Consider the following 17,762-nt stretch of genomic DNA (forward strand, 5'->3'; position numbering starts at 1 on the left):
CCGCAGACGGCGGCGCCAGCCTGGAGGCATGACAACGACACTGATCACCGGAGCGAACAAGGGCCTCGGCCACGAGACCGCCCGCCGCCTGGTGGCCGCGGGCCACACCGTCTACCTCGGCAGCCGGGACGCAGAGCGCGGCCGGCTGGCCGCCGAGCGGCTGGGTGCGCGGGCGGTCCTGCTCGACGTCACCGACGACGCGTCGGTGGCGGCCGCGGCGAAGGCGATCGAGGCGGACGGCGGCCTCGACGTACTGGTCAACAACGCCGGCATCCAGCGCGAGATGGCCGCCGACGGCACCGTGGCCGGCGCTGCGGACCTGACGGCCGACATGATGCGCGCGACCTTCGAGACGAACGTCTTCGGCACGGTCCGCGTCACCCACGCCTTCCTGCCGCTGCTGCGGCGCTCCGCGGCCCCCGTCGTGGTCAACGTCAGCAGCGGCCTGGCCTCGCTCACCCTGCTCTCCGCCCCCGGCACCCACGCGTACGACTACCCGGGCGTCGCCTACCCGGCGTCCAAGACCGCGGTGAACATGCTCACCGTGCAATACGCCAAGGCCTTCCCCGGCTTCCGGATCAACGCGGTGGAGCCCGGCTTCACCAGGACCGACCTGAACGGCAACACCGGCGTCCAGACCGTCGAGGAGGGCGCCGAGATCATCGTACGGATGGCGCAGCTCGGCCCCGAAGGACCGACCGGCGGCTACTTCACCGCCGAGGGCGCCCTGCCCTGGTGACCCGCCCTACGCGGGGCCGGGCCCGACCAGCTGCTTGAGCACGTCCTCCATGGTGACCAGGCCCACCCCGCGCCCGTCGGCGTCCACCACCGCCGCCAGATGCGCGCTGGCCGCCCGCATCGCGGTGAGGACGTCGTCCAGCGGGGTCGCCGCGCCGACCCGGGTGACGGGCCGCAGCGCCGTACGGGGGAAGGCGGCCTCGCGCGGCTCCGCGTCCAGGGCGTCCTTCACGTGCAGATAGCCCAGCACGCGCCCGTCCCCGTCCGCCACCGGGAAGCGCGAGAAACCCGAGCTGGCCGCCAGCGCCTCAAGGCCCCCCGGGGTGATGCCCAGCGGGGCGCGTACGACCCGGTCGGCCGGCAGCACGATCTCGCCGACCGGGCGGCGGCCCAGCTCCAGCGCGTCCCGCAGCCGCTCGGCGGCCCGCTCGTCGAGCAGCCCGGCGGCGCCGGCGTCCCCGACCATCCGCGCCAGCTCGTCGTCGGAGAAGACCGCGGCCACCTCGGTGCGCGGCTCGACCCGCAGCAGCCGCAGCAGCCCGTTCGCCAGCGCGTTGATCCCGAAGATCACCGGCTTCAGCGCCCGGGTGAAGGCCACCAGCGGCGGCCCCAGCAGCAGCGCGAAGCGCACCGGGTCGGCCAGCGCGACGTTCTTCGGCACCATCTCGCCGAAGAGCATGTGCAGATACGTCGCCAGCGCCAGCGACACCACGAAAGCGATCACATGGATCGCCCCGTCGGGCAGGCCCACCCCGTGCAGCACCGGCTCCAGCAGATGGGCGATGGCCGGCTCCGCGACGATGCCGAGCACCAGGGTGCAGGCGGTGATGCCGAGCTGGGCCGCGGCCAGCAGCGGCGCCAGGTGCTCAAGGCCCCACAGCACCCGCCCGGCCCGGTGGTCGCCCGCCTCCGCTCCCGCCTCGACCTGGCCGCGCCGCACCGAGATCATCGCGAATTCGGCGCCGACGAAGAAGGCGTTCACCACCAGGGTGAGCAGCCCGACGAGCAACTGGACCACGGTCATGCGTGCGGCTCCCGCCGCCCGGCCGGCGGCGACACCAGCCGCACCCGCGCCGCCCGGTGCCCCGCGTCGTCGGTGACCTCGACCAGCCAGCCCGCGAGCCGCACGGCGTCGCCGGTCACCGGGATCCGGCCGAGCCGCTCAGCGATCAGCCCCGCCAGCGTCTCGTACGGCCCGTCGGGCACCTGCAGGCCGATCCGCCGCAGCTGGTCCTCGGTACGGGTCGCGCCGTCCGCGTCGTAGAACCGCCGGCCGTCCGGCTCCTCCCTCACGAAGAGCAGGTCGGGCGGCTGCTGCGGGTCGTGCTCGTCGGTGACCTCGCCGACGACCTCCTCGACGATGTCCTCCAGCGTCGCCACACCCGCCGTACCGCCGTATTCGTCGATGACCACCGCCATCGACCGCGACTCCGACAGCTGGTCGAGCAGCCGGTCCACCGTCAGCGACTCGGGCACCAGCAGCGCGTCCCGCAGCAGTCGCGTCACGGGGGTGCGGGCGCGCCGGTCGGCAGGCACCGCCAGCACGTCCTTGATGTGCACGGTGCCGATCACCGCGTCGAGGGTGCCGCGGTAGACCGGGAAGCGGGACAGTCCGGTGGCCCGGGTGGCGTTCGCCACGTCGGCGGCGGTCGCCAGCGCCTCCAGCGCGGTCACCTGGACCCGGGGCGTCATCACGTTCTCCGCGGTCAGGTCGGCCAGGCTCAGGGTGCGGACGAACAGTTCCGCGGAGTCCGGCTCCAGGGTGCCGGCCTGCGCCGAATGCCGGGCCATCGCCGCCAGCTCCTGCGGGCCGCGGGCCGACGCCAGCTCCTCGGCCGGCTCCAGGCCCATGCGCCGCAGCACCCGGTTCGCGGTGTTGTTCAGATGGTGGATCAGCGGCCCGAAGGCCGCGGTGAAGGTGCGCTGCGGCGCCGCGACGGCCTTGGCGACCGGCAGCGGCCGGGAGATCGCCCAGTTCTTCGGCACCAGCTCGCCGACCACCATCAGCACGACCGTGGACAGCCCCGTACCCAGCACCAGCGCGAGCGGCGACACCGTGGACGACGGCACTCCTGCCGAGCGCAGCGGCCCGCGCAGCAGTTCGGCGATCGACCCGCGGGACAGCATGCCGATGATCAGCCCGGTCACCGTGATGCCCAGCTGCGCGCCCGACAGCTGGATCGTCAGCGACCGCACCCCGGCCAGCGCCGCCGCGGCCCCCCGCTCACCGCGCTCGGCGGCCCGCTCCAGCTCACCGCGCTCGATCGTGGTCAGCGAGAACTCCGCCGCGACGAAGACGCCGCAGGCGAGACTGAGGAGCAGGGCCACGAGCAGGAGCAGCGCTTCGGTCATCGGACACCTCGGTCCCATGTTCCGTCAGCCGCCGTCCACCCGCACGCAGTACGCGCCATCGTCGGCCATACGGAATCCGATCAGCCCCGGGCACCCGGGCCCAAGGGCCGTCCGGCGATGCCCGCCGGGCCTCAGCGCAGCGGCTTCGTCCAGCGCCGCCACTGCGGCTCGGGCGCGTAACCCGCGGCCCGCCAGGCGTGCTGCGCCCGCTCGTTGCGCTCCAGCACCATCGCGTCGCCCCGGCGGCCGCCCAGCACGGCGAAACGCGCCTCCGCCGCGTCCAGCAGCGCCCGCGCCACACCCTGGCGCCGGGCGCCGGGGTGCACGGCCAGCCGGTAGAGGTGGCACCGCCAGCCGTCGAAGCCGGCGATCACCGTGCCCACCAGCTCGCCGTCGCGCTCGGCGAGCAGCAGCGCACCCGGGTCCGTGCCGACCAGCCGGGCGAAGCCGGCCTCGTCGTCGCTGATGCTGGTGCCCTCGGCGGCCACCCGCCAGAAGGCCAGGACGGCGGCGGCGTCGGCGGGCCCCGCCGCCCTGATGGGAGGACTGGTCATGCCCGCATCCCACCACCGCCCCGCCGCCCGCAGCCCGGAATTCCGCGATACGAGACGGCCGGACGCTCCGCCCGCGGGCAGCGCCCTTGCCGCTACTAGCGGATCGGCGCTAGCTTGGAGGCATGGCGAAGACCCAGTTGAACGTGCGGGTGGACGAAGCCACCGCCGAGACCGCACGGGAGCGCGCCTCGCAGCGCGGCATCAGCGTGAACCGCTACATCGAGGAACTGGTCCAGCGGGACGAAGGCGAGAACGGTCGGGCCTTCGTCCAGGCCGCGGCCGACTTCATGAGGCAGTACGAGGAGGTCTTCGCCGAGGAATTCGGCACCCGGGAGGAAAACCGGGGTGAAGGCACCCGTTGAGCCTGCGCATCGATCTGGCCTGGCTGCTCATGGTCGCCGAGCACAACACCCCCGGCGACCCCCAGGTCACCGACTGGGGCGCCCTGGTGGCCGCGGTCGCCCGGCACGACGCCGAGATATTCGGCCTGCCCGTCTACGCCGACGACCACACCCGCGCCGCCGCCCTGCTCCAGCTGCTGCTGCACGTCCCCGCCCTGGAGCGCTCCAACGCGCTCTTCGCCAGTGCCGTCGCCTACGCCTACCTGGTGGCCGGCGGCCTGTACGTCACCACCACACCCGAACAGGTCCGCGACCTGGCCCGGCTGGTCAAGGACGGCACGGTGAGCGTCCACCGCATCGCCGAGGAGCTGCGCGCCTGGACCGTCACCGCCTGACCCGCGGCCGGCAGCCGCCACCAGGACCCGTAGCCAGGCCGGGACCTACCCGCCGTACGCCGGCGGTGCGTAGGCCGCCGCGAAGGCCGCCGCGTCCCACGTACCGCCCAGCTGCGGCGCCAGCCAGTCCGGCGCCGTGGCACGGAAGGCGGCCGGGGACAGCGCCGCCACCGCCTGCGGCAGCGCGCCGAGCAGCGGCGCCCCCACGATCTCCGGCAGGTCGGTGATGTTGCAGCGCTCCGCGAGGTCGGGGTCGCCGCGCCAGCTGCCGAAGATCACCCCGGCGCAGCTGATCTTCCGGCTCTCCAGCGCCTCCGCCGTCAGCGCCCCGCCGTTGAGCGTGCCCAGCCCCGGCGGCGCCACCAGCAGCACCCTGGCCCGCAGCATCCGGGCCGCGTCCGCCAGCGTCGAGCCCTTCGCGTCGTAGCGCACCAGCAGCCCGCCCGCGCCCTCCACCAGCACCACGTCGTGGACCGCCGCGAGCTTCGCGGCGGCCTCGGCGATCTCGTCCGGGCCGAGCGTCGGCAGCCCGGACCGCGCGGCGGCGGTGGCCGGCGCCAGCGGCTCGGGATAGCGGGCCAGCTCCACCGCCGTCACCGGGCCGGCCAGCCGGGCCACCTCGGCCGCGTCACCCGGCTCGCCCTCGGCGACCCCGGTCTGCGCGGGCTTGAGCACCGCCACGCTCAGCCCCTGCGCCAGGGACGCGGCGGCCACCGCGGCGGTCGCCATCGTCTTGCCGACCTCGGTGCCCGTACCGGTGATGACCACGATGGCCATAGGTGTCGCTCCGTTCCTCGTCGTCGTGCGTGCCCGCCGCGCAGGGCGCCCCGGGAACCATGCCCATCCCTGCCGCGCTCACGCAGCCAGCGCGGCGTCCCTGACGCCGGCGCAGATCCGCGCCAGGTCCTCGTCCCCGGTCACATACGGCGGCATCGTGTAGACCAGGTCGCGGAAGGGCCGCAGCCACACCCCGGCCCGCACCGCGGCCGCGGTCGCCGCCGCCATGTCCACGGGGCGGTCGAGCTGGACCACGCCGATCGCGCCGAGCACCCGCACGTCGCGCACCCCCGGAAGCGGGGCGACCTCCGCCAGGCCGTCCCGCAGCCCGGCCTCGATCCGCTTGACCTCCAGAGCCCAGTCCTGGCCGAGCAGCACGTCGAGCGACGCGTTGGCGACGGCCGCGGCCAGCGGATTGCCCATGAAGGTCGGCCCGTGCGCGAGCACCGGCACCTCGCCGCGGGAGATCCCCTCGGCGACCCGGCTGGTGCACAGCGCGGCCGCCATCGTCAGATACCCGCCGGTCAGCGCCTTGCCGACACACATCACATCCGGGCTGACCCCGGCGTGCCCGGCCGCGAACAGCTCGCCCGTACGCCCGAAGCCGGTGGCGATCTCGTCGAAGACCAGCAGCACGTCGTGCTCGTCGCACGCCTCCCGCAGCACCCGCAGATACCCGGGGGAGTGGAAGGACATACCGCCCGCGCCCTGCACGACCGGCTCCACGACCACCGCGGCCAGCTCGGCGGCGTGCCGGCCGATCAGCTCCCGCAGATGCGCCGCGTACCGCGGGTCGGGGTCGGCGTCGAAGCCGGGCGGCGGCGCGTCGGCGAAGACCTGTTCAGGCAGCACCCCCGACCACAGCTGGTGCATGCCGCCGTCCGGGTCGCACACCGACATCGGCTGCCAGGTGTCGCCGTGGTAGCCGCCGCGCCAGGTCAGCAGCCGCCGCTTGGCCGGCCGGCCGAGCGAGCGCCAGAACTGCAGGCACATCTTGACCGCGACCTCCACCGACACCGAACCCGAGTCGGCCAGGAAGACATGCCGCAGCGGCTCCGGCGTGATCTCCACCAGCCGGGCCGCCAGGCGGACGGCCGGCTCGTGCGTCAGCCCGCCGAACATCACATGGCTCATCCGGCCCAGCTGGTCGCGCGCCGCCGCGTCCAGCACCGGGTGCCGGTAGCCGTGGATCGCGGACCACCACGACGACATCCCGTCGACCAGCTCGGTACGCCCCTGCGCCGGCGCCGCCAGCCGCAGCCGCACCCCCGACGCCGACTCGACCACCAGCGGCTCCTGGCGGCCGGGCATCGGGCCGTACGGATGCCAGACGTGCTGCCGGTCGAGGCCGAGCAGCACGTCCGGCGGCAGCGGGGCGGCCGCCGCGTAGGGCTCAGGCATTGGGCGGCAGATCCGTTCCCGCACCGCGGCGGCGCACCGCGACCAGGTCCGTACGCGCGACCTGGTCCGTACGCGCCGCCGGTACGGCCCCGGTGTCCGCGTCGTCGTGGCAGGCGCCCCCGCCGCCGCAACCGCCCCCGTCCGTACCGCACACCCCGGCCCCCCGGTGCGCCGGCAGCGTCACTGTGTCCGCGCCCTCCACCTCGAAGCCCGCGTCCGCGATCATGTCGAGGTCGGCCTGGCCCGCCTGGCCCTCGCTGGTCAGGTAGTCGCCCAGGAAGATCGAGTTGGCCAGGTGCAGCGCCAGCGGCTGCATCGTCCGCAGGTGCACCTCGCGGCCGCCCGCGAGCCGCACCTCCACGTCCGGGCAGACGAACCTGACCATCGCCAGGATCCGCAGGCACCGCTGCGGGGTGAGATTCCACTCCTTCGCCAGCGGGGTGCCCTCGAAGGGGATCAGGAAATTCACCGGCACCGAGTCGGGGTCCAGCCCGCGCAGCCCGAAGACCACGTCCACCAGGTCCTCGTCGGTCTCACCCATGCCCGCGATCAGCCCGGAGCACGCGGAAAGACCCGCCGCCTGCGCCTGCTGCACGGTGTCCACCCGATCGGCGTACGTATGGGTGGTGGTGATCGAACCGTAGGTGCCCTCCGAGGTGTTGAGGTTGTGGTTGTACGCGTCCGCGCCCGCCGCCCGCAGCCGGTCGGCCTGGCCGCCGGACAGCAGCCCCAGGCACGCGCACACCTCGACGCCCTCGTTCTGGTCCTTGATCGCCGCGATGGTCTCCGAGACCCGGTCCACGTCCCGGTCGGTCGGGCCGCGCCCGCTGGCCACCAGGCAGACCCGCTTGGCGCCGCCCGCCACCCCGGCGCTCGCCGCGGCGGCCGCCTGGTCGGGCTTGAGCCACGTGTACTTCAGGATGCCCGCCTGCGACCCGAGCCGCTGCGAGCAGTAGGAGCAGTCCTCGGGACACAGCCCCGACTTGAGATTGACCAGGTAGTTCAACTTCACCCTGCGGCCGAACCAGTGGCGGCGCACGCGGCCCGCCGCGGCCACCACGTCCAGCAGGTCATCGTCGGAGCTCGCCAGTACGGCCAGCGCCTCTTCACGGCTGGGCAGCTCGCGCCGCAGCCCCTTGTCCACCAGTGCGGTCAGCAGATCCATGGAGGGATCCTCGCCTACCGGACGCCCCGCGGCCAATGACGGACCGCACAACAGCGGTGGCCCGTGGTGTGTGCATCACCACACCCTGTGCACGATTGCGGGCCTATACGTTGCAGGTGGACGCGGTCGGCCCGCCCGCCGCCCGACCGCCACGACCCCCGGGGACCGCAGTGAACAGCACACCGCCCGCCGCACCGCACGACCCCTTCGGGTGGATCGCGGAGCACACCGCCGTACGCGCCGCCGCCGGACTGCACCGCGAACTGCGCCCCAGGCCCGCGCAGTCGCCGCTGACCGACCTCGCGGGCAACGACTACCTCGGCCTGAGCCGCCACCCCGAGGTCACCAGGGCCGGCGCCGACGCGTGCCTGATCTGGGGCGCCGGCGCCACCGGCTCCCGGCTGGTCACCGGCAGCACCGCGCTGCACGCCGAACTCGAAGCGGAGATCGCCGACTTCACCGGCTTCGAAGCCGCACTGGTGATGGCGTCCGGCTACGCCGCCAACCTCGCGGCCGTCACCGCGCTCACCGCCCAGGGCACCCTGCTGGTCTCCGACGCCGCCAACCACGCCTCGCTCATCGACGGCTGCCGGCTGTCGAGGGCCCGCACCGAGGTCGTGCCGCACGCCGACCCCGAGGCCGTGCGCAAGGCGCTCGCCGGGCACACCGGACGGGCGGTCGTCGTCAGCGACTCGGTCTTCTCCGTCGACGGCGACGCGGCCCCGCTCGCCGAACTCGCCGCCGCCGCCCGCGACAGCGGCGCCGCACTCCTGGTCGACGACGCCCACGGCCTCGGCGTCCTCGGCGACGGCGGCCGCGGCGCCCTGCACGCGGCCGGCCTCGCCGGGGCGCCCGACGTGGTGTGCACGGCGACCCTCTCCAAGTCGCTCGGCGCCCAGGGCGGTGTCGTCCTCGGCCCGGCCGCGGTCATCGACCACCTGGTCAACGCGGCCCGCACCTTCATCTTCGACACCGGCCTGGCCCCCGCCGCGGCCGGCGCCGCTCTGGGCGCACTGCGCCTCCTGCGCCGCGACCCCGGCCGGCCGGCCCGCGCCCTCGCCGCGGCCCGCACCTTCCACCGGCTGTTCACCGAGGCCGGCCTCGACGCGACCGCGCCCGACGCCTGCGTCGTCTCCGTCCGCGCCCCGTCGCCCGCCGCGGCAGTCGCCTGGGCCGCCGCGTGCCGCTCCGCGGGCCTGGCCGTCGGCTGCTTCCGCCCCCCGTCCGTCCCGGACGGCATCTCCCGCCTCCGCGTGACCGCCAACGCCAACCTGACCGACGGGCAGATCGCCGCGTCGGCGGCCACGATCATCGCCTCCGCCCCACGCCCGACCTAGCACCCCCCGGGCGCCCCGGGGCGCTGCCCCCTGCGGTGCGTTGCCTGCCTGCGGCCCGGTGGGGGCTTGTCGCGCAGTTCCCCGCGCCCCTTTGGGCCCGCGTCCTCCTGGGCCCAGGGCGTTGGCCCCTGGCAGGGGCTGGGCTCTGCGCAGGGGGCACGCGTTTTTCAGGGGCGCGGGGAACGGCGCGCTCAGTCCCCACGCGGCCGCAGGCAGGCAGCGCACCGCAAGGGGCAGGGCATCAGGGGCGCGGGGAACTGCGCGAAAAGCCCACCACCGGGCCGCGGGTGAGCAACGCCACCGCAAGTGGCACCCACCCAGGGGCGCGGGGAACTGCGCGGCCGGCCACCCACACAGCGCACGTGTGGAGTCCGTAACAGCACCCCGCAGGGAGTGGCGGGGAACTGCGCGACCCACCCCACCGGGGGAGGGTCCCGCAGCTCGCCGGCAGGGCAAGGCAGGGGAGGGGGAACCCCTCAGAGGGATCGCAGGGCTCCGTCCGCGAGGGCGTGGACGAAGGAGGTCCACGCGGCCGTGGGGAAGAGCAGCGCGGGACCCGCGACGTCCTTGGAGTCGCGAACCGCGACCCGCCCGGAGGGCAACGCGGCGGCCTCCACACAGTTGTTCGCCGCGGTGCTGTGGCTACTGCGCAGCCAGGCCACGCCCACGAGCGTCGTACTGGATGAAATGTGCCGGGACGGCGACGGGGACGGGGACAGCGCGGTCATAGTGCCTCCTTCTTGGGCCGCGGCATCCGCGAGAACTCGGAACCGATTCCAGCGATCATCGCAGCCGATTCCGCACAGGGAAGCGCACGATCACGCAATCGGGCGAACGCGGCGGCGTAAGCGGTGATGTCCTCTTTCCGATCGACACAGAGACTACTCGTCAGATGGTCAAGAACAACCACATCCAGATCAGCAATGCGCGGAAAGGAGAAGATGATGAAAGACCCGGTCACCCCTATGTGCCCGCCCGCGGCAAATGGCAGCACATGCAGGGACACCTGCGGGAGCTCGGCGGCCTCGGCCAGGCTCCGCAGCTGACCGGCCATCACCTCGGCGCCGCCGACCTCGCGGCGCAGCACCGCCTCATCGAGCACCGCGGTCAGTTCCAGCGGCGGGTCCTGGTGCAGCACCGCCTGCCGGGCGATGCGCACGTCCACCAACGCGTCCACCTCGCGCCGCCCGAGGTGCGGCATGACGTCCACGGTCAGCGCGTGCGCGTAGGCCGGGGTCTGGAGCAACCCTGGCACCACGCTGGTCTCCATGGACCTGGCCCGGCACGCCCCTGTCTCCAGGCTGATGAAGTCGCGGTATTCGACCGGCAGCACCTCGCGGAAGTCGTGCCACCAGCCGCGCTGGTGGCCGTAGCCCGCCAGCGTGCGCAGCAGGTCGCGGACGTCGCGGTCGCGTACCGCGTAGACGTCGAGCAGCAGGTTGACGTCCTCGGCCCGCACGCTGCTGCGGCCGGTCTCGATCCGGCTGACCTTCGACTGGTTCCAGCCGGCCCGGTCCGCGGCCTCGCCGCTGGTCAGTCCGGCGAGATCACGCAGCCGGCGCAGCTCGGCCCCGAGTCTGCGCCTGCGTACGGCAGGCACTCTTTCCATCGTTTCTCGCTCCTCCTCGGTGTTCGGCATGCCGCCCCGCACGCCGCCCTATTCACCCGATACGACAGTGTGCCGACCAAATGCGCTCTCACGTAGCAGAGTTCACCGTTTTGAGCGACAGATATATGCAGACACCTGTGGAACGCCCGTATTGGCGGCACGATGAGTGTCATTCTGGCGCGAACCCGACGTAAGCGCGGCGGCCCAATTCCCGGCCGTCCCGCTCCGGCGCAGGTGCGCACCGGAGCCAGGTCACGGCGGGAAAGGGAAGCGTCGCCATGGCAGATCTTCAGGAAGCATCCGTCACCCTGCCGAGCGACCCGGCGTCGGTGACGACGGCCAGGCGCTATGTGTGCGGTGTGCTCGCCGAGTGGGGGCTGCCGGCCGGGGCGCCGGCCGTCGACGCCGTACGCCTCATCGTGTCGGAGCTGGCCACCAACGCGGTCCTGCACACCTCGGGGCTGTCGCCGACCTTCACCGTCGACGTACGGCTCGAACGGTCCGAGCAGCTGCACATCGGCGTCACCGACAGCCACCCGCGCTGGCCGCGGCAGGAGGTCGCGGCGGTGCAGCAGGACAACGGCCGCGGGATGGTGATCGTCCGGCACCTCGCCGCGGAGTCCGGCGGCAGCCTCCAGGTCACGCCGACCGACGACGGGGGCAAGACCGTGTGGATCATGCTGCCGTGGGCGGTCCCGGTCGGCTGAGCAGCGGGCCTGGCGGCCGGACGGCGGGCGGGTGGCGCCGGTCGGCGGCCGTCGCAGGGCGGTCCGGAGGCCGGTCTGGGATGGGCCGTACGCGGAAACAGGAAGCCTTCACGGAATCCTCACACTCGAACGCGGTGCAGGTCGGCGGGTGTCCGGGCGGCAGGAGTCGACGGCCAGGCCGTTCACGTCACTTCACCAACTGTTGACACATCCGTAGTGGGGGCGGAACATCCGAGCGCGGGAGAGCGCTCTCCCGAATCCCTCAGGAGGGCCGGGGCCGCGCATCCCGGCGTGTGGGCTGTCATGCCCATTACATCCCCCACCGCGCACAGAGGAGGTTTCCATGCCACGGAGGCCGAGAAAGATCCCCGGGCTGCTCGTCGCCCTCGCGCTGGTCACGGTCGGCGGCGGCGCGCTGCTGACCGCGAACGCGTCGGCGAACACGCCGGCTGCCGCGGTCCCGCGGAAGGCGCCGGCGGCGGCCGGGCAGGCGATGGCGGAGATGCCGGGCATGGCGGTGTCGAACCAGACGTCCGGCGACGATCCGGACGGTGACGGCTACATCATGGCCAACCCGCCGGTGACCGGCGTGACGCCCTCGACGTACGACCCGCCGCACGCGTACTTCCACGAGTTCCAGGCCAAGTGCGCGCCGGACCACACCGCCCCCGACGACCCGATCGTCTACCCGGGCCAGCCCGGCAAGTCCCACGACCACACCTTCATGGGCAACACCAGCACCAACGCCGGCTCCACGACGGCCTCGCTGGACGCGGCCGGCGGGACGGCGTGCCTGGCGCCGGGCGACAAGTCGGCCTACTGGATGCCGAGTCTGCTCAACGGCACCCAGAAGATCCTGCCCGTCGGACCGCAGACGATCTACTACAAGTCGTCGGTCAACGACTACACCTCGGTGCGGCCGTTCCCCAAGGGCCTGCGGTTCGTGGTCGGCAGCCCGGTGCAGACCCAGGACGAGTTCAAGAACCTCAAGGGCACCGTCGAGGGTTGGGAGTGTGGGACCAGCTACCACAACTGGGACATCCCGGTGAGCTGCCCCAACACCCCCGACACGCAGCTGAACATCCGCCTCCAGGCGCCCAGTTGCTGGGACGGCATCCACCTGGACACCCCTGACCACAAGAGCCACATGGCCTACCCGGTCGCCACAGGGGCGAACCAGAACGTCTGCCCGGCCGACCACCCGGTCGCGCTGCCGATGATCGAGTTCAAGATGGCCTGGCCGGTCAACGGCAACACGTCGCAGGTGCACCTGTCCAGCGGCGCGGGCTTCTCCTTCCACTACGACTTCTTCGCCGACTGGGACACCGCGACCCAGGCCGCGATGGTCGCCCACTGCGTCAACGGCGGCCTGCAGTGCGACGCGCACGGCTACGACCAGTCGCAGCCCGGCAAGGGTGCCGTACTCGACAGCAACTACCAGCTCGTCCACTGACCCGCCCTGGGCGCTCTCCCGGGCGGGTTCTCTCGACCCCTCTGGGAGAGCGCTCTCCCAGGTCATCCGGTGCGCGCGCCCGCCTTCGCCTCGGGCCGCGCACCGGCGCATCGGCGCAGGGGGGCACCGGCGCGCCGGCCGGGGTCACACCCGGCCGTACCACACACTCCTGGTCCAGATGTGCTCCAGCCTGACCCGCGCGCCGGTCCTCGGCGCGTGCCAGATCTCGCCGCCGCCCGCGTAGATCCCCACGTGGTAGACCGAGGACCTCGACGAACCGGAGTGGAAGAACACCAGGTCGCCCACCCGGCGTGCGGACGCCGTGATGTGCATGGTGCTGCCGTACTGGGCCGCGGCGGTGCGCGGCAGCTTCCTTCCCGCCTGCCCGAACGAATACAGCGTCAGGCCCGAGCAGTCGAAGCGGTTGGGGCCGGTCGCGCCCCACTGGTAGGGCGAACCCTGCTTGGAGGCCGCCACACCGAGGGCCTTCGCGGCCAGTGTGGTGGCGGCTCCCGCCTGCTGTGCGGCGCCCGGCAGCAGCACCGGTGCGGTCACTGCCGCGGCGGTGAGCACGGACGCGGCCCCGATCCGGGACAGCCGTGCGGACAATGCGATAGGCGCGGTCATGCGCAACCCTTCGTCGTCAGCCTGCGAAGGATGACCTGTCGGGTTCGAGCAGGCGAAGATGCCCGGCCGCATGCAGCGGCTTCACCCCAAGAGGCGGCCCGTACGTGCTCCGGGTCCGTCCCGTCGTGCCTGGGTCCTCCGCTCCCGCCGTTGCACTCGTGTCGACCTGGCATCCGCACGCCGACGGGATTCGGCTTCCGCGCGGACCGCCCAGCCACGGCGGCGGGGGCTTGTCGTCACCACGGATCGTGACGCACGCCGCACGCCGGCACCTGCCGGGAAACGCCAGGTGTGAGTCTCGTCACATTGCTACCGGCCGGGTGACGGCGCTGGGCCTTTCGGGTGGTTCGCGCTTTCGGCAGCCCTTGTGACCTGCGCGCTTGCCGACCGGCGGCAAACGGGCACGCAACCGCGCCGCCGGTCGGCGCCGGGTTGCCGATCCGCCAACGGGCTGAACCGATGTTCGGCCGAATCGGGGTCGGCCGCACCGCTGAGTGACGAGAACGGCCGCCGGCCCCGTCCGGCCGACCCCGCTCGATCACCGCGCGGCCGGCGGCGTCCCCGGCTCGGGCGGCACCGCCGCCAGCGACGACCGGCGTTCGCCGTCGAGCACCCGCAGTGCCCGCCCCAGCGTGGCGTGGTGAAGATCCGTCTCGCCGCGCATATGCATCACCGTCAGCGCCTCCCGCAGCGCCACCGCCCTGCCCACCAGCGCCTGGGCGGCCCGCAGGGCCGCGTAGGTGTCCGTCGTGCGCGACGGGTTGATCCGGCCGAGCAGGTCAACGACCTCCAGATAGCAGTCGATCAGCTCGCCCTCGGAGCGGGTGAGCGCCGGCAGCGGCGGAATCTCCGGCACCACGGGGCCTCACCGCAGGCCGTAGGCGGGGCCGTTGGCCTTGCGGCTGGTGGTCAGCCGGTCCACCAGGCCGTAGGCGACGGCGGATTCGGCGTCGAAGACCTTGTCGCGTTCGATGTCGGTGCGGATCCGGTCGACGTCCTGGCCGGTGTGGCGGGTCAGCAGCGTCTCCAACCGCTCGCGGGTGCGGAGGAGTTCGTTGGCCTGGATCTCCAGGTCGGACACGTCGCCCTGCACCACGTCGCCCAGCGACGGCTGGTGGATCAGGATCCGCGCCCCCGGGGTGATCATGCGCTTGCCCGGGGCGCCCGCCGCCAGCAGCACCGCGGCCGCCGACGCCGCCTGCCCGATGCACACGGTCGCGACGTCGCAGGTGACGAACTGCATCGTGTCGTAGATCGCGGTCATCGCGGAGAAGGAGCCGCCGGGGGAGTTGACGTACAGGTGGATGTCCTGGTCCGGGGAAGCGCTCTCCAAGTGGATGAGCTGGGCCATCACGTCGTTGGCCGAGGTGTCGTCGATCGGGGTGCCCAGGAAGACGATCCGCTCCTGGAGCAGCTTGGAGTACGGATCCATGGTGCGGACGCCGTTGCTGCTGCGCTCGGTGAACTCCGGCAGCACGTAGCGGGCGGTCGGTCGGAACATGGCAAGCACCTCCTTACGTTCAAAATGTACAGGACGTACATCTCGTTATGATGGGGAGCATGACCCATGACGTCCCGGTGACACAAGCGCGTGCGGAGCTCGCCGACCTCATCAACCGCGTGGTCTACGGCGGCGAACAGGTGGTGCTGACCCGGCACGGCAAGCCGCTCGTCGCCCTGGTCTCCGCCGCTGACCTGCAACGACTGCGCCAGCTCGACGAGCAGGCCGAGGAGCAGGTGGTCAGCACGGTGTCCACCGTGGGCACCCGGGCGTCCGCCACGGGCGAACGCCGCAGGTTCGGCATCGCCGCCGAGCACCGCGGGCCGGACGCGGGCGACCGCCGCCGGTGACGGCCCTTCCGGCGCAGCGCGACCGACGCCCGTAACAGCCGTTAACGCGGGCGAAACGCCGCCGAACTAATCTCACGGCCCAGGCACGAGACTGTGAGGTGCGGCTGTGCGATTGACCCCCCATGAGCAGGAACGCCTGCTCATCCATGTCGCGGCAGACGTGGCAGAGCGGCGGCGCGCCCGCGGCCTGCGGCTGAACCACCCCGAGTCCGTCGCGCTGATCACCGCCCACATCCTGGAGGGCGCCCGCGACGGCCGCAGCGTCGCCGAGCTCATGGAGTCCGGCCGCGGCGTCCTGACCCGCGACGACGTCATGGAGGGCATCCCCGAGATGATCCACGACGTCCAGGTCGAGGCGACTTTTCCCGACGGCACCAAGCTCGTCACCGTCCACGAGCCGATCGTCTGAGGGGGCGGCATGATTCCCGGAGAAATCGTCCACGCCGACGCGCCGGTCGTACTCAACACCGGCCGTCCGGTGACCACGATCGCGGTGGTCAACACCGCCGACCGCCCGGTGCAGGTCGGCTCCCATTACCACTTCGCCGAAGCCAACCCCGGCCTGAGCTTCGACCGCGCCGCCGCCCGCGGGCAGCGGCTGAACATCGCCGCGGGCACCGCCGTACGCTTCGAGCCCGGCATCCCCGCGGAAGTCGAACTGGTGCCGATCGCCGGCGCCCGGGTGGTCGCGGGCCTGCGCGGCGAGACCGGGGGAGCCCTCGATGGCTGAGCTGACCCGCCCCGTCTACGCCGACCTGTACGGCCCCACCACCGGCGACCGCATCCGGCTCGCCGACACCGACCTGCTGATCGAGGTCGAACGCGACCTCGCGGGCGGCCCGGACCTCGCCGGGGACGAAGCCGTCTTCGGCGGCGGCAAGGTCATCCGCGAGTCCATGGGCCAGGGCCGCGCCACCCGCGCCGAGGGCGCGCCCGACACAGTGATCACCGGGGCGGTCGTCCTGGACCACTGGGGCATCGTCAAGGCCGACGTCGGCCTGCGGGACGGCCGGATCACCGCGCTGGGCAAGGCCGGCAATCCCGACACCATGGACGGCGTCCACCCCGACCTGGTCATCGGCCCGGAGACCGAGGTCATCGCCGGCAACGGCAGGATCCTCACCGCGGGGACCATCGACGCCCACGTCCACTTCATCTCGCCGACGCTGATGGACGAGGCCCTGGCCTCCGGCGTGACCACCGTGCTCGGCGGCGGCACGGGCCCCGCCGAGGGCACCAAGGCCACCACCATCACGCCGGGCGGCTGGCACCTGGCGCGGATGTTCGCCGCGCTGGAGGCGTATCCGGTCAATGTCGGGCTGCTCGGCAAGGGCAACACCGTCAACCCGGCCGCCCTGCACGCCCAGTTGCGGGCCGGGGCACTCGGCTTCAAGATCCACGAGGACTGGGGCGCGACGCCCGCCGCGATCGACGCGTGCCTCACGGTGTGCGAGCAGACCGGGGCGCAACTCGCCCTGCACACCGACACGCTGAACGAAGCGGGCTTCGTCGAGGACACCCTGGCCGCCATCGCGGGCCGCGGCGTCCACGCCTACCACACCGAAGGCGCGGGCGGCGGGCACGCGCCCGACATCATCAGCGTCGTCTCGCACCCCAACGTGCTGCCGTCGTCCACCAACCCCACCCGGCCGCACACCGTCAACACCGTCGAGGAGCACCTCGACATGCTGATGGTCTGCCACCACCTCAACCCGGCCGTACCTGAAGACCTCGCCTTCGCCGAGTCCCGCATCCGGCCGTCCACCATCGCCGCCGAGGACGTCCTGCACGACCTCGGCGCGATCAGCATCATCAGCTCCGACTCGCAGGCCATGGGCCGGATAGGCGAGATCGCGCTGCGCACCTGGCAGACCGCTCACGTGATGAAGCGCCGCCGCGGCGCACTGCCCGGCGACGGCGCCGCCGACAACCACCGGGCGCGGCGGTACGTCGCGAAATACACCATCAACCCGGCCGTCGCCCAGGGCCTCGACCACGAGATCGGCTCCGTCGAGCCGGGCAAACTCGCGGACCTCGTCCTGTGGAACCCCGCCTTCTTCGGCGTCAAGCCCGACCTCGTCCTCAAGGGCGGCCAGATCGCCTACGCCCAGATGGGCGACGCGAACGCCTCCATCCCCACCCCCCAACCCGTCCTTCCGCGACCGATGTTCGGCGCCATCGGCGCCGCGCCCGCCGCGAACTCCCTCAACTTCGTGAGCCCGTCGGCCCTCGAAGCCGACCTGCCCGAACGCCTCGGCCTCGGCAAGCACTTCACCGCGGCGGGCGACACCCGGGCGGTCACGAAGGCCGACATGCGGGAGAACACCGCCCTGCCCGACGTCAAGGTCGACCCCGACACCTTCACGGTCCGCATCGACGGCGAGGTCGTGGAACCGGCCCCGGCGGCCGAACTGCCCATGGCCCAGCGGTACTTCCTCTTCTGAGGGCCCGGACG

General features: G+C 72.9%; 20 protein-coding genes, 1 pseudogene and 1 riboswitch. Of the genes and pseudogenes, 10 read left to right on the forward strand and 11 right to left on the reverse strand.

Features of this window, described 5'->3' with window-relative positions; genetic code table 11:
- The first annotated feature begins 28 nt into the window (after positions 1–28).
- Positions 29–739, forward strand: coding sequence for an SDR family NAD(P)-dependent oxidoreductase (locus tag OG900_37745; protein ID WUH95344.1), 711 nt, complete (start codon positions 29–31; stop codon positions 737–739).
- A gap of 6 nt (positions 740–745) precedes the next feature.
- Here the strand turns inward: OG900_37745 and OG900_37750 are convergent, their stop codons facing one another.
- The 3 genes from OG900_37750 to OG900_37760 all read right to left on the reverse strand — a co-directional run bounded on the left by OG900_37750 (position 746) and on the right by OG900_37760 (position 3,644).
- Positions 746–1,762, reverse strand: a complete 1,017-nt coding sequence (locus OG900_37750; GenBank protein WUH95345.1) for a hemolysin family protein — start codon at positions 1,760–1,762, stop codon at positions 746–748.
- A complete protein-coding gene (locus OG900_37755; GenBank protein ID WUH95346.1) occupies positions 1,759–3,090 on the reverse strand; it encodes a hemolysin family protein in 1,332 nt (443 codons plus the stop codon). The genes OG900_37750 and OG900_37755 overlap by 4 nt, the downstream gene beginning before the upstream one ends.
- Before the next feature lie 131 nt (positions 3,091–3,221).
- A complete protein-coding gene (locus OG900_37760) occupies positions 3,222–3,644 on the reverse strand; it encodes a GNAT family N-acetyltransferase (GenBank protein WUH95347.1) in 423 nt (140 codons plus the stop codon).
- A gap of 122 nt (positions 3,645–3,766) precedes the next feature.
- Between OG900_37760 and OG900_37765 the strand changes: the two genes are divergently transcribed.
- Both OG900_37765 and OG900_37770 read left to right on the forward strand, forming a co-directional pair.
- The gene (locus OG900_37765; protein ID WUH95348.1) at positions 3,767–4,006 is read left to right on the forward strand and encodes an antitoxin; all 240 of its coding nucleotides are present in this window, start codon (positions 3,767–3,769) and stop codon (positions 4,004–4,006) included.
- Positions 4,003–4,380 carry a fic family toxin-antitoxin system, toxin component gene (locus OG900_37770; protein ID WUH95349.1) on the forward strand — a complete coding sequence of 126 codons (378 nt, stop codon included), beginning with the start codon at positions 4,003–4,005 and terminating at the stop codon, positions 4,378–4,380. The genes OG900_37765 and OG900_37770 overlap by 4 nt, the downstream gene beginning before the upstream one ends.
- A gap of 45 nt (positions 4,381–4,425) precedes the next feature.
- On the opposite strand, the pseudogene bioD reads toward OG900_37770, so the two are convergent.
- The 3 genes and pseudogenes from bioD to bioB form a co-directional block, all read right to left on the reverse strand.
- A pseudogene (bioD, locus tag OG900_37775) lies at positions 4,426–5,160 on the reverse strand (dethiobiotin synthase).
- Positions 5,161–5,235: 75 nt separating this feature from the next.
- Positions 5,236–6,558, reverse strand: coding sequence for an adenosylmethionine--8-amino-7-oxononanoate transaminase (locus OG900_37780; GenBank protein ID WUH95350.1), 1,323 nt, complete (start codon positions 6,556–6,558; stop codon positions 5,236–5,238).
- Complete coding sequence (gene bioB / locus OG900_37785) at positions 6,551–7,723, reverse strand: biotin synthase BioB (GenBank protein ID WUH95351.1); 1,173 nt, start codon at positions 7,721–7,723, stop codon at positions 6,551–6,553. Before bioB ends, OG900_37780 begins: the two co-directional genes overlap by 8 nt.
- A gap of 170 nt (positions 7,724–7,893) precedes the next feature.
- Here bioB and OG900_37790 point away from each other — a divergent pair, with 170 nt between their 5' ends.
- Positions 7,894–9,060 (forward strand): aminotransferase class I/II-fold pyridoxal phosphate-dependent enzyme, encoded by a 1,167-nt coding sequence (locus tag OG900_37790; GenBank protein WUH95352.1) that lies wholly within the window; start codon positions 7,894–7,896, stop codon positions 9,058–9,060.
- 476 nt (positions 9,061–9,536) lie between these two features.
- Here the strand turns inward: OG900_37790 and OG900_37795 are convergent, their stop codons facing one another.
- Positions 9,537–9,788, reverse strand: coding sequence for a DUF397 domain-containing protein (locus OG900_37795; GenBank protein WUH95353.1), 252 nt, complete (start codon positions 9,786–9,788; stop codon positions 9,537–9,539).
- The gene (locus tag OG900_37800) at positions 9,785–10,669 is read right to left on the reverse strand and encodes a helix-turn-helix domain-containing protein (protein ID WUH95354.1); all 885 of its coding nucleotides are present in this window, start codon (positions 10,667–10,669) and stop codon (positions 9,785–9,787) included. Before OG900_37800 ends, OG900_37795 begins: the two co-directional genes overlap by 4 nt.
- A gap of 278 nt (positions 10,670–10,947) precedes the next feature.
- On the opposite strand from OG900_37800, the gene OG900_37805 reads away from it, so the two are divergent.
- Complete coding sequence (locus tag OG900_37805) at positions 10,948–11,376, forward strand: ATP-binding protein (protein WUH95355.1); 429 nt, start codon at positions 10,948–10,950, stop codon at positions 11,374–11,376.
- A 343-nt stretch (positions 11,377–11,719) separates the two neighbouring features.
- On the forward strand, positions 11,720–12,829 hold the full coding sequence (locus OG900_37810) for a DUF1996 domain-containing protein (GenBank protein WUH95356.1): 1,110 nt from the start codon (positions 11,720–11,722) through the stop codon (positions 12,827–12,829).
- A gap of 144 nt (positions 12,830–12,973) precedes the next feature.
- On the opposite strand, the gene OG900_37815 is transcribed toward OG900_37810, so the two are convergent.
- The 3 genes from OG900_37815 to OG900_37825 all read right to left on the reverse strand — a co-directional run bounded on the left by OG900_37815 (position 12,974) and on the right by OG900_37825 (position 14,957).
- On the reverse strand, positions 12,974–13,456 hold the full coding sequence (locus OG900_37815; protein ID WUH95357.1) for an NlpC/P60 family protein: 483 nt from the start codon (positions 13,454–13,456) through the stop codon (positions 12,974–12,976).
- A 3-nt stretch (positions 13,457–13,459) separates the two neighbouring features.
- Positions 13,460–13,662, reverse strand: a riboswitch (cyclic di-AMP (ydaO/yuaA leader).
- Between the two features lie 332 nt (positions 13,663–13,994).
- Positions 13,995–14,315 carry a hypothetical protein gene (locus OG900_37820; protein ID WUH95358.1) on the reverse strand — a complete coding sequence of 107 codons (321 nt, stop codon included), beginning with the start codon at positions 14,313–14,315 and terminating at the stop codon, positions 13,995–13,997.
- Positions 14,316–14,321: 6 nt separating this feature from the next.
- Positions 14,322–14,957: an ATP-dependent Clp protease proteolytic subunit gene (locus OG900_37825; GenBank protein WUH95359.1), complete on the reverse strand. Its 636-nt coding sequence runs from the start codon at positions 14,955–14,957 to the stop codon at positions 14,322–14,324.
- A gap of 59 nt (positions 14,958–15,016) precedes the next feature.
- Between OG900_37825 and OG900_37830 the strand changes: the two genes are divergently transcribed.
- The 4 genes from OG900_37830 to OG900_37845 all read left to right on the forward strand — a co-directional run bounded on the left by OG900_37830 (position 15,017) and on the right by OG900_37845 (position 17,751).
- Positions 15,017–15,307: a type II toxin-antitoxin system Phd/YefM family antitoxin gene (locus OG900_37830; GenBank protein ID WUH95360.1), complete on the forward strand. Its 291-nt coding sequence runs from the start codon at positions 15,017–15,019 to the stop codon at positions 15,305–15,307.
- Positions 15,308–15,413: 106 nt separating this feature from the next.
- Entirely contained in the window at positions 15,414–15,716 is a 303-nt protein-coding gene (locus OG900_37835) for an urease subunit gamma (GenBank protein WUH95361.1), read from the forward strand.
- 9 nt (positions 15,717–15,725) lie between these two features.
- Positions 15,726–16,037: an urease subunit beta gene (locus tag OG900_37840; protein ID WUH95362.1), complete on the forward strand. Its 312-nt coding sequence runs from the start codon at positions 15,726–15,728 to the stop codon at positions 16,035–16,037.
- Entirely contained in the window at positions 16,030–17,751 is a 1,722-nt protein-coding gene (locus OG900_37845) for an urease subunit alpha (GenBank protein WUH95363.1), read from the forward strand. The genes OG900_37840 and OG900_37845 overlap by 8 nt, the downstream gene beginning before the upstream one ends.
- Positions 17,752–17,762 lie beyond the last annotated feature (11 nt).

It is taken from the genome of Streptomyces sp. NBC_00433 (genome assembly GCA_036015235.1).
GTDB lineage: Bacteria > Actinomycetota > Actinomycetes > Streptomycetales > Streptomycetaceae > Actinacidiphila.

Coding starts and splice junctions, on each gene's coding strand:
- OG900_37810 (WUH95356.1), top strand. CDS start 11,720: ATGCCACGGAGGCCGAGAAAGATCCCCGGGCTGCTCGTCGCCCTCGCG.
- OG900_37755 (WUH95346.1), bottom strand. CDS start 3,090: ATGACCGAAGCGCTGCTCCTGCTCGTGGCCCTGCTCCTCAGTCTCGCC.
- OG900_37815 (WUH95357.1), bottom strand. CDS start 13,456: ATGACCGCGCCTATCGCATTGTCCGCACGGCTGTCCCGGATCGGGGCC.
- OG900_37765 (WUH95348.1), top strand. CDS start 3,767: ATGGCGAAGACCCAGTTGAACGTGCGGGTGGACGAAGCCACCGCCGAG.
- OG900_37780 (WUH95350.1), bottom strand. CDS start 6,558: ATGCCTGAGCCCTACGCGGCGGCCGCCCCGCTGCCGCCGGACGTGCTG.
- OG900_37745 (WUH95344.1), top strand. CDS start 29: ATGACAACGACACTGATCACCGGAGCGAACAAGGGCCTCGGCCACGAG.
- OG900_37805 (WUH95355.1), top strand. CDS start 10,948: ATGGCAGATCTTCAGGAAGCATCCGTCACCCTGCCGAGCGACCCGGCG.
- OG900_37750 (WUH95345.1), bottom strand. CDS start 1,762: ATGACCGTGGTCCAGTTGCTCGTCGGGCTGCTCACCCTGGTGGTGAAC.
- OG900_37800 (WUH95354.1), bottom strand. CDS start 10,669: ATGGAAAGAGTGCCTGCCGTACGCAGGCGCAGACTCGGGGCCGAGCTG.
- OG900_37825 (WUH95359.1), bottom strand. CDS start 14,957: ATGTTCCGACCGACCGCCCGCTACGTGCTGCCGGAGTTCACCGAGCGC.
- OG900_37830 (WUH95360.1), top strand. CDS start 15,017: ATGACCCATGACGTCCCGGTGACACAAGCGCGTGCGGAGCTCGCCGAC.
- OG900_37760 (WUH95347.1), bottom strand. CDS start 3,644: ATGACCAGTCCTCCCATCAGGGCGGCGGGGCCCGCCGACGCCGCCGCC.
- OG900_37845 (WUH95363.1), top strand. CDS start 16,030: ATGGCTGAGCTGACCCGCCCCGTCTACGCCGACCTGTACGGCCCCACC.
- OG900_37840 (WUH95362.1), top strand. CDS start 15,726: ATGATTCCCGGAGAAATCGTCCACGCCGACGCGCCGGTCGTACTCAAC.
- bioB (WUH95351.1), bottom strand. CDS start 7,723: ATGGATCTGCTGACCGCACTGGTGGACAAGGGGCTGCGGCGCGAGCTG.
- OG900_37795 (WUH95353.1), bottom strand. CDS start 9,788: ATGACCGCGCTGTCCCCGTCCCCGTCGCCGTCCCGGCACATTTCATCC.